This is a genomic window from Methylobacterium sp. WL69 (assembly GCF_008039485.1).
Taxonomy (GTDB): domain Bacteria; phylum Pseudomonadota; class Alphaproteobacteria; order Rhizobiales; family Beijerinckiaceae; genus Methylobacterium.
Window position 1 is genome coordinate 1 of sequence record NZ_VRUZ01000125.1, and the last position, 10,017, is coordinate 10,017.

General features: G+C 71.6%; 10 protein-coding genes and 1 pseudogene. 1 reads left to right on the top strand and 10 read right to left on the bottom strand.

The window, feature by feature from the left end; translation table 11 throughout:
• On the bottom strand, nt 1-312 hold a 312-nt coding region (locus FV218_RS23315), incomplete at its 3' end, for an AlkA N-terminal domain-containing protein (protein ID WP_281407885.1).
• Between the two features lie 4 nt (nt 313-316).
• A complete protein-coding gene (locus tag FV218_RS20665; protein WP_246685214.1) occupies nt 317-982 on the bottom strand; it encodes a helix-turn-helix domain-containing protein in 666 nt (221 codons plus the stop codon).
• A gap of 739 nt (nt 983-1,721) precedes the next feature.
• Between FV218_RS20665 and FV218_RS20670 the strand changes: the two genes are divergently transcribed.
• Entirely contained in the window at nt 1,722-2,567 is an 846-nt protein-coding gene (locus FV218_RS20670) for an SGNH/GDSL hydrolase family protein (RefSeq protein ID WP_147711370.1), read from the top strand.
• A 60-nt stretch (nt 2,568-2,627) separates the two neighbouring features.
• On the opposite strand, the gene FV218_RS20675 is transcribed toward FV218_RS20670, so the two are convergent.
• The 8 genes and pseudogenes from FV218_RS20675 to FV218_RS20710 form a co-directional block, all read right to left on the bottom strand.
• Nucleotides 2,628-3,431 carry an MBL fold metallo-hydrolase gene (locus FV218_RS20675; RefSeq protein ID WP_056096290.1) on the bottom strand — a complete coding sequence of 268 codons (804 nt, stop codon included), beginning with the start codon at nt 3,429-3,431 and terminating at the stop codon, nt 2,628-2,630.
• Between the two features lie 43 nt (nt 3,432-3,474).
• Nucleotides 3,475-4,314, bottom strand: a complete 840-nt coding sequence (locus tag FV218_RS20680; RefSeq protein ID WP_147711371.1) for a TatD family hydrolase — start codon at nt 4,312-4,314, stop codon at nt 3,475-3,477.
• A 92-nt stretch (nt 4,315-4,406) separates the two neighbouring features.
• Nucleotides 4,407-4,703 (bottom strand): hypothetical protein, encoded by a 297-nt coding sequence (locus FV218_RS20685; RefSeq protein WP_147711372.1) that lies wholly within the window; start codon nt 4,701-4,703, stop codon nt 4,407-4,409.
• A 46-nt stretch (nt 4,704-4,749) separates the two neighbouring features.
• The gene (metG, locus tag FV218_RS20690) at nt 4,750-6,321 is read right to left on the bottom strand and encodes a methionine--tRNA ligase (RefSeq protein WP_056096281.1); all 1,572 of its coding nucleotides are present in this window, start codon (nt 6,319-6,321) and stop codon (nt 4,750-4,752) included.
• 69 nt (nt 6,322-6,390) lie between these two features.
• Nucleotides 6,391-7,455: a DNA polymerase III subunit delta' gene (locus tag FV218_RS20695; protein ID WP_147711377.1), complete on the bottom strand. Its 1,065-nt coding sequence runs from the start codon at nt 7,453-7,455 to the stop codon at nt 6,391-6,393.
• On the bottom strand, nt 7,445-8,119 hold the full coding sequence (tmk, locus tag FV218_RS20700) for a dTMP kinase (RefSeq protein WP_246685215.1): 675 nt from the start codon (nt 8,117-8,119) through the stop codon (nt 7,445-7,447). Before tmk ends, FV218_RS20695 begins: the two co-directional genes overlap by 11 nt.
• A gap of 10 nt (nt 8,120-8,129) precedes the next feature.
• Nucleotides 8,130-9,326: a D-alanyl-D-alanine carboxypeptidase family protein gene (locus FV218_RS20705; protein WP_147711374.1), complete on the bottom strand. Its 1,197-nt coding sequence runs from the start codon at nt 9,324-9,326 to the stop codon at nt 8,130-8,132.
• 144 nt (nt 9,327-9,470) lie between these two features.
• A pseudogene (locus FV218_RS20710) lies at nt 9,471-10,017 on the bottom strand (hypothetical protein); the annotation flags it as partial.

Sequence of the window (10,017 nt, forward strand, 5' to 3'; positions counted from 1 at the left end):
GCCGCGACCGCGCCGCCAGGCCGGCGGCGCTCGGGCGCCCGCCCCCGTCGTCGAGGGCGCGCAGGAGGGCGAGGTCGCCCGCCGGGAGGGCGTCGGGTGCGCGCCGGCACCCGCAAGGCCCGGCCGGGCCGCCACGAGGCGGGCCAGGTGCGGATCGGCCGCGTGGCCGTGCCGTCCGAAGAGGCCGACGGTCCGGCGATAGGCGAGCCGCGTGATCGCCTCCACGCCCGGGATGGCGCGGGCGGCGAGGTCGTCGCACAGCGCCGGCCTGTCGTAGGGCGGGGTGTAGGGCAGGGGGAGGATGTTGCTCACTGGTTCAGACTGGCGCGCGGGGCAGCGCTCCACGTTCGGCCGCCGCCGCCTCGATGCGCTCCGCCACCGCGGTCTCGGCGGCACGCAGAACGTCGCCCAAGCGTGCCTCGGGGATGCTGTTGACGAGCCGCCGGTTCTCGGCGACGCGCTCCGGATGGAGAAGCTCCATGACGCCGACGGTGCGCGCGCGGAGGCGTCCGGCTTCCCTGGCCACCGCCCCCGCCGGCACCAGCGATCGCTCCAGGGCCATGCTGACCTGTTCGGGCAGGCGGGCGATCACGCCGAGATAGGCGAGGGCGGCCGCATCCGGCCGGCGCCGCCCGGTCTCCCAATTCCGGACCGCATCGACCTCGAGGCCGTAGCGGTGGGCGAACTGCTCCTGGGTCACCCCGAGCCTGTCGCGCAGGGCGCGGACATCCATCTGCGCCGGCCCCAGGCGTGCGGCGGCGCATCCGGCCTCGGCCAGATCCCGCGCCAGGGCGTCCTCGTCCTCGACGAGCGGGACCTCCACGACGGCGCGGCCCTTATCCAGCATCTCCTCGATCACCCGCTTGGCGCGCAGCAAGCTCAGGCCCCGCCCCGCCAGGGCCAGGGTCGCCTGAACGGCCTCGACCTTCTCCGGCCCCTGGCTCGGGCTCAGGGACAGGATCGCGGGCGAACCGGAGGACACCCGGGATACGTCCCGGATTGGCCCCAGACGTCCGAGCCGCGCCTTCAATGACGATTTCATCGTAGCCCGTCTCCTTGAGGGCCCACAGGGCAAGTTGGCGCAGGTTGGACAAACCGAGGGTGTTCCTGCCGTTGTCCGCGTGCATGTGCACGCCGTGAAGACGCAACCCGCGCCCCTCCGAGATTTCCTCCGCTTCGGCCATCAGGTGCAACGCACCGCCCGGGGTCGAAATCCGCACGGTCACGACGGCGTCCTCGGAAACGCCATCGCTCCTGAACTCGAACGTGACCGCGCTGAAATCCCACGCCATAGATGTCTGCCACTGGCGCGGTCGTTTCAAGGGTGTTCGCCCGAATCGCGCTCGAAAACGGTATCCGAACCGTGACGGGCACAGTGCCCAAAGGATAGCCGGACACCACCTCCGATCCCACCGAAGCCATTCGCATAAGATATATTATGGAACCATGACCCCGAAAATCCGGGGCAGGGGGCTTCGAAGGGGCTTCGAAACCGTTTCCGGCCGTCCTTCCGATCTTCCTCGCGTGAACCCGCCGGCATGAACCCGGGATTCATCCTGTCCGCCGGGTTGCGCGCATAACCCTGACGTTCCGGCCCGCCTGTGGCACAATCGCCGCGCAACGCCCTCGCCTCCGTCATAATCTCGGCTCAGAATACATGATACACGCTGGGTTCAGATCCAGGCGTCGAGTGTCCGGATACCTGTACCCAAGCGAACCTGATGCCGATCTCAGCGCGCCTCCCCCTCGTCCCGATCCTCGGTCTCGCCCTCGTGGCCCTCGGTGCTCCGGCCCGGTCCGAGCCGGTGCCGCTCCCGGCGGTGCATCATGCGGGACTGGACGCGTCCGCGGCGGTGCGGACGCCCCCGGCGGCGCGCCCCGCGCTTCACGCCCGCGCCCTGGCGCGCCTGCCGCGCCTCGCCGGACTCGTGGCCAAGGGCGCGGACATCCGCATCGTGGCGTTCGGCTCCTCCTCGACGGAGGGCATCGGCGCCACCTCGCCGGGCTCGACCTATCCGGCCCAGTTGCAGGAAGATCTCGAGTCGCGCCTCGACAAGTCCGGCTCGGAGCATCAGTTCGTCACCGTGCTCAACCGGGGCAAGGGCGGCGACGATGCCGAGGCCATGGCCCGGCGCCTCGAGCGCGACGTGCTCGCGGAGAAGCCAGACCTCGTGGTCTGGCAGACGGGCAGCAACGATCCGATGACCGGCGTCAGCGTGGAGCGCTTCGCCGAACTGACCCGCGCCGGCATCCTGGCGATCCGCGCCACGGGGGCGGAGGTGATCCTCATGGACCAGCAATGGTGCAAGCGCCTGTCCGGCACCGCCGGATCGGAGCTCTACGGCACCGCCCTGCACGCCGTGGCCGGCGAACTCGGCGTTCCGGTGATCCGGCGCAACGCGATGATGCGGGCCTGGGTGGCCAAGGGCCTGCTGACGCCGACCCAGATGATCGGCCCCGACGGCCTCCACATGACCGACGCGGGCTACAACCACCTCGCCAAGGCGGCCATGACCCAGATCCTGGTGGCGGCCGGCCTGCCGGAAGAGGCCCCGGCCCGGAACTGAAGAGGGGCCCCGGCCCGGACCTGATCCACCCTCCCCCCGGCGTCGCGGACCCGCCGCCGGTCAGAGATCCAGCGTCACGCTCAGCCCATCATACGCCGGCACCACGTGCGGCGGGAGCTTGCGCGCCAGGGTGGCGTAGTCGAGGTCGGTGTGGAGGTTGGTGAGGATGGCGCGGCGGGGCCGCACCGTCTCGATGAGGGCCAGCGCGTCCGAGACCGAGTAATGCGTCGGGTGCGGCGTCTCCCGCAGGGCGTCGATGATGAGCAGGTCGAGGCCGTGCAGGTGGGCCTGCGCGCCCATGGGCATCAGGCTCACGTCGGGGGCGTAGGCCGCCGGGCCGAACCGGAACCCCAGGGCCGCCTCGTTGCCGTGCTCCATGGCGAAGGGCAGGGCCGTCACCGCGCCGCCCGCGCCCGCCACCCGCACCGCCTCGCCCGGACACAGGTCGTTCATGTCGAGGATCGGCGGATACTCGCTGCCCGGCGGCGTCTCGAAGCAGTAGCCGAAGCGCCGCTCCAGCAGGGCGCGGGTGAGGGCGTCGGCATAGACCGGGATGCGCCGGCGCATGTGGAGCACCAGGGGCCGGACGTCGTCGATGCCGTGGGTGTGGTCGGCATGGGCGTGGGTGAACAGCACCGCGTCGAGGCGCTCCACGCCGGCGCCGATGAGCTGGTCGCGGAGATCCGGCGAGGTGTCGACGAGGACGCTGGTGCGGCCGGCCTCCCCCTGGCGCTCCACGAGGAGAGAGCAGCGCCGCCGCCGGTTCTTCGCCTCGGCCGGATCGCAGGCGCCCCAGCCATAGGCGACCCGGGGCACGCCGCCGGACGAGCCGCAGCCGAGGATCGTCAACGTCAAGGAACCCATCGCACCCTCCGGCTCCGTTGGTATCGGAGGGGGCAGGGGCCTGTCACGTCCCCTCCCCTTTGCCTTTGCCTTTGCCTTCGCCCTCCCCTTCGCCCTCCCCGGTTCCGGCCACCGCCTTGTGGAACAGGCGGTGGAAGTTGGCCGTGGTCAGGGCGGCGAAATCCGCGAACTCCATCGCGAAGGTCCCGGCGAGGGACCGCGCCGTGTCGGCGGTGTAGGCCGGCTCGTTGGTGCGGCCCCGGTGGGGTTCGGGCGCCAGGAACGGGGCGTCGGTCTCCACCAGCAGGCGGTCGCGCGGGACCGTCAGCGCGATGGCGCGCAGGTCGTGCGAGCGCCGGAAGGTGACGATGCCGGAGAACGAGACGTAGAGCCCGAGTTCGACGCCGATTTCGGCGAGGCGCGCGCCCGACGAGAAGCAGTGCAGCACCGCCGTGAAGGCCCCCTGCCCCATCTCGTCGACGAGGATCGCCTCCATCGCGGCATCGGCATCGCGGGAATGGATCACCAGGGGCAGGCCGGTCTCGCGGGCCGCCGCGATGTGGCGGCGAAAGACGCGCTCCTGCACGGCTTGGGGGGCGGCGTCGTCGTAGTGGAAGTCGAGGCCGGATTCGCCGATGCCGACGCAGCGCGGATGCCGGCTCAGGGCCACGATCGTCTCGGTCGGCACCTCGGGCTCGTCCCCGGCCCCGTCCGGGTGGGTGCCGATGGTGTGCCAGATCTCGGGGTTCGCCTCCGAGATCGCCTCGTAGGTCTTCGCCTTCGCGACCCGCGTCGCGATGGTGACCATGCGGGTCACCCCCGCCTGCCTGGCACGGGCGATGACGCCGGGCAGATCCTCGGAAAAATTCGGGAAATCGAGGTGGCAGTGACTGTCGACCAGCATTGTTGGCTCGCGCGGCGGGGACGATCTCGACCCATGGCGAGCGGCGTCGCCGCTTGACGCCGCGCGCTCGGATTTCAGGGCTGATTTGGACGTCAGGGCTGACGGGATGCGTCGTGGTCGGAATCCGGCCCGTCATCGGCGCGCCGGACGATGCGGAGGATATCGGACTGCGCCGTCAGAACGCGATTCTCCATGAGGATGAGATCCGATTTCACCTCCCGCACGTCGCGACGCACATCGTCGAAGCCACGTTCCATGCGCTCTCCGAGCCGGCTGACGAGGTCGATGGCGCGCGCCTGACGCTCCGTCATCTCGTGCATCTCGCGTCGCAAGCCCAGGACCTGACGCAGGACGGGATTGTTGTCGGGGGTCGGGGATTCGTAGCTCATCGTGCGTCCGGCATCGCTGGATCGCCCGACCATAGCACAGGACCGGTCATGCGCCGATGCCGGCCTCCGGCTCGACGAAGCGCGGGAACAGCCCGGCGGGGGCGGGGAGCGGCGTGCCGGGGACGAGGCGGCCGCCCTCCCCCACATCGGCGAGGCGGCGCCTGTCCGCAGGCACGGCCAGGAGGTCGAGGAGCTTCCCCGCCGAGCCCGGCATGAACGGCTGCACCAGGATGGCGATGGCCCGCAGGGTCTCGGCTACCACGTAGAGGGAGGCCGCCATGCGCGCCGGGTCGGTCTTGCGCAGGACCCAGGGCTTCTGGGCGTCGAAGTAGCGGTCGGAGGCCGTCACCACGGCCCAGATCTCGGCGAGCGCCGTGTGGGGCGCGAGCCGGTCCATGGCCTCGCGCACGGCCCCCGGCAGGGCGTCGGCCAGGGCCAGGAGCGCCCGGTCGTCCTCGGTGAGGTCGCCGTGCTCCGGGACCAGCCCCCCAAGGTTCTTGGCGATCATCGAGAGGGAGCGCTGGGCGAGGTTGCCGAGGCCGTTGGAGAGGTCCGCCGTGTAGCGGGTGACGATGGCCTCGTGGCTGTAGTTGCCGTCGCCGCCGAAGGGCACCTCGCGCAGGACGAAGTGGCGCAGGGCGTCGACGCCGTAGGTCCTGATCAGGTCCATGGGGTCGACGACGTTGCCGAGCGACTTCGACATCTTCTCGCCCTTGGACAGCAGGAAGCCGTGGCCGAAGACGCGCTTGGGCAGGGGCAGCCCGGCCGACATGAGGAAGGCCGGCCAGTACACGGCGTGGAAGCGGACGATGTCCTTGCCGATGACGTGCAGGTCCATCGGCCAGAATCGTTTCCGCGGGTCGGTCTCGTCGGGGAAGCCCGTGACGGTGAGGTAGTTCGTCAGGGCGTCGACCCAGACGTACATGACGTGGTCGGGATGCCCCGGCACCGGCACGCCCCAGTCGAAGTTGGTGCGGCTGACGGAAAAGTCCTTGAGGCCGGAGCGCACGAAGCTCGCCACCTCGTTGCGCCGCGTTTCCGGTCCGATGAAGTCGGGCTGCGCCTCGTAGAGCGCCAGCAGCCGGTCGCCATAGGCGGACAGGCGGAACAGGAAATTCTCCTCCTCCATCCAGGTCACGGGCGTGCCGGTCTCGCGGGAGCGGCGCGCCCCGTCGGGGCCGAGCTCGGTCTCGTCCTCGTTGTAGTAGGCCTCGTCGCGCACGGAGTACCAGCCGGCGTATTTCGACAGGTAGAGGTCGCCGTTGGCCTCCATCCGGCGCCAGAGCTCCTGGGCGGCCGCGTAGTGTTCGGGCTCGGTGGTGCGGATGAAGCGGTCGTGGGAACAGTCGAACGCCTCGGCCATGGCCCGGAAGCGGCCGGCCATGTCGTCGACGAGTTCGCGCGGGGAAATCCCCGCCTTGGCGGCGGTCTGCTGGATCTTGAGGCCGTGCTCGTCGGTGCCCGTGGCGAACAGCACGTCGTAGCCGTCGAGGCGCTTGAAGCGCGCGAACGCGTCCGTGGCGATCACCTCGTAGGCGTGGCCGATATGCGGCGCGCCGTTGGGGTAGGAGATCGCCGTGGTGAGGCCGAAGGTTTTTGGGGAGGCCGGGTCGGTCACGTCGAAGGTTCCCCGGAGACAGGGTTCAAAAGGATCACAGGACGAAGACTCGTAAAAAATCCGTCCGGCTCAGGCCGCGGCGCGCAGGGCGCCGGCGAGGTCTCCGAACAGGGACAGGACCAGCGGCCGGCGGTCGAGATTGTAGATCGCGGCCTCCCGCGCGGCGCGGGCGATCTTGTCACACACCTCGACCAGGGCCGCAAGGCGGGCCGGGTCCTCGTGGGCGCGGCGGTCGAGCTCGGCCGAGACGAAGCGGAACACCGTGTCGAGGCCCGTGGCGAACAGCGCGTCGGAGTCGCGCCCCGAGAGCTTTTCCGCGAGCGAAAGGATGCGGCGCCAGTCCGGATGGTCGAGGCGGGCGAGCAGGGTCTCGACTTCCGTGACCAGATTGGCGGTCGCCGGGTCGAGCATCGCCATCCCCTGCGCCACCGAGCCCTCGGACAGGGCGGCGGCGCGGGCGAGGGCGTCCGCGTCGGGCTGGACGAAGGGCGGGGGAAAGCCCGCCACCACCCGGGCGACCTCGGCCTCGGCGAGGGGCCGCAGGGTCAGCGAACGGCAGCGCGAGCGGATGGTCGGCAGGAGCCGGCCCGGCGCGTGGCTGACGATGAGGAACAGGCAGCGGGGCGGCGGCTCCTCCACCATCTTCAGGAGGGCGTTGGCGCTGTTGGCGTTGAGGTCCTCGGCGCTGTCGACGATGCAGATGCGGTAGCCGGCCGCCCCCCCGGTGGAGCCGAAGAGCTCCAGGGCGCCCCGCGCCGCATCGACGGAGATCTTCGTCGCCAGGGTTTTCGCCGTGGGCGGGCGGGTCCGGCGCAGGGCGACGAGGTTCGGATGCGACAGGGCCGCGACCTGCCGCGCCGCCGGATGGCCCGGATCGACGGCGAGGGTTTCGGGAACGGCGTCGAGACCCGGATTGGCGATGAGCCAGCGCGCCATGCGGTAGGCCAGCGTCGCCTTGCCGATGCCGCGGGGGCCGCCGATGAGCCAGGCATGGTGCAGGCGCCCCGACGCGATCCCGGCGACGAGGGCGGCCTCGGCCTCGGCATGGCCGACGAGGCCGGTCTGCTCGCGGGGGCGGGGGATGTGGGGCAGGTCGCCCGGCTCGACATCCTCGGGCAGGCGTTCAGGCCGCATCATCACCCGCCTTCCTGAGAAGGGTCGGCAGCCGCGCGGCGACGATGGCCCGGATCTCCGCCGCCACGGCGTCCGGCGCGGCGCCCGCGTCGACGAGGGCGCAGCGCTCCGGCTCGGCCTCGGCGATGGCGCGGAACGCGGCGCGCAGGCGCGCGTGAAAATCGAGGGCCTCGGCCTCGAAGCGGTCGGGCGCCCCGTCCGAGCGCCCGGCGGCGCGGGCGAGGCCGACCACCGGGTCGAGGTCGAGGATCAGGGTGAGGGCGGGGCGCGTCGGGCCGACGACGACGCGCTCCAGGCTGGTCACGAGTTCGGGGTCGAGGCCGCCGGCGGCACCCTGGTAGGCCCGGGTCGAATCCGCGAAGCGGTCGCACAGCACCGTCTCGCCCCGGGCCAGGGCCGGACGGATCAGGGTGTCGAGGTGGTCGATGCGGGCGGCGGAGAAAAGCAGGGCCTCGGCGAAGGGGCCGTGCGGCTTGGCGATGCCGGCGAGCAGGGCGTCGCGGATCGCCTCGGCCTTCGGCGACCCGCCGGGCTCGCGGGTCACCACCACCGGGCGGTTGGTGCGGACGCGCAGGTGCGCGGCGAGGCGCTGGACCTGGGTGGATTTCCCGGCCCCCTCCCCGCCCTCGAAGGTGATGAACGCCCCGGCGGCGATCTCCGTCACGATGGGCCCGTCACGATTTGGCGCCGGCCTTGTCGAAGGCGCGGCGGAACAGGCCGGTGCCGACCTCCAGGGCCGCGTCGAGGGCGCGCTGCGGGATCGAGCCGGCCGGCACGGCGGCGCCGGCATAGAGCGGCTGGTCGAGGGCCTGGGTGTCGCCGCGCATGATCCGCAGGCGGCCCACCGCCCGGCCCTCCTCCACGGGCGCCACCAGGGGGCCGTCATAGACCGCCCGGGCGGTGATCCGGTCGCCGGTGCCGCGCGGCAGCAGCACCCGCACGGGCTTCTTGGCCACCAAGGGCACGCTGCCCTGCGCGCCGCCGAAGACCGAGGCCTCGGCCACGGTCTCGCCGGCGGCGAAGACCTGGCGCGGCTCGAAGGCGCGGAACCCCCACTCCACGAGCTTGCGCGATTCCGCCGCCCGGTCGCGGGCGGTCTTGAGGCCGCTCACCACCATGATCAGGCGCTGGCCGTTCTGCACCGCCGAGCCGGTGAGGCCGTAGCCGGATTCCTCGAGGTAGCCGGTCTTGAGCCCGTCGGCGCCGATGTCCAGGGCCAGCAGGGGGTTGCGGTTCTGCTGCTTGATCTTGTTCCAGGTGAATTCGCGCTCGGCGAACATCTTGTACAGGTCGGGATAGGTCTCGATGAGGTGGAGTGCCAGCTTGGCGAGATCGCGCGCGGTCACCTTCTGGTCGGGCGCCGAGTAGCCGGTGGCGTTGCGGAAGGTCGAGCGCTGCAGGCCGATCTCACGCGCCCGGTTCGTCATCATCCGCCCGAAGTTCTCCTCCGAGCCGGCGATGCCCTCGCCGATGGCGATGGCGGCGTCGTTGCCCGACTGGACGATGAGCCCGCGCAGGAGGTCGGTGAGCTTGATGCGGCTGTTGAGCTGCGCGAACATCGACGAGCCGCCGCCCCCGGCCCCGCCCCGGCGCCAGGCGTCCTCGGTGATCTGGAACTCCGACTCCATGGTGAGCCGGCCCTGCCGGATCTCGTTGAACACGATCTCGGTGGTCATCAGCTTGGCCATGCTGGCCGGGGAGAACAGCTCGTCGGCGCCCTTCTCGAACAGGACCGAGCCGGAATCGGCATCGATGAGGATCGCGTGGGGGGCGGCCGTCTGGAAGCTCTGGGCGCGGGCGCCCCAGGCGGATGCGGCGAGCACCCCGCAGACCAGGGCGGTCCGGGTCGCGTGGAGAATCGTCGCGCGCATCACTCGCCTCATACCACTCGGTCCGGGATCACCGTTCCCGCCACCGTTCAAGCGTGACGATACAAGGTATTCGGGGAGAGATCGAACCCAAATCCAGGTCCCGCCAGGGCATTTCGCACCGCACACGGACACGGAGTCTTGATCCTATCGGGCCTCGGCGACCCGCGCCCGCGCCGGGTTCGGCTTGGCCGCGGCGACCGCGGTCTTGCCGGCGGCGCCCTTCCCCGCCGGAGCCGGGACGGCCTTGGCGGCCAGCTTCACCGGCGCTGCCGGCGCGGGCACCCTGGCCGTCGCCAGGACCTTCCCCGGCGCCAGGACTTTCACCGGTGCCATGCCCTTCACCGGCACGATGCCCTTCACCGATGCGATGCCCTTTGCGGGCCTCGCCGGATCGACGGTTGCGGCGGTCTTGACGGACGCGACCTTGGTAGAGGCGGCGGCCTTGGCCGGGAGCGCGGACGGAGCCGAAGCGCCCGCGTGTCCCCCGCCCTTCGTGGGCGCCGGGGCGGGCCAGGCGGCGGCGGTGCGCGTCAGGGGCTGCGGCACGGCGGCGACCTCGGTCCGTCCCCCGGTCCTGTGGCCGGCAGCCCCGTGCCCCGCCAGCCGCACGGGCGGCGGCGTCAGGCTCAAGGGGGCCGGCACGTCGAAGGTGCGGGTCGAGTATGTCGGCAAGGCCTCCACCGCCGGCAGC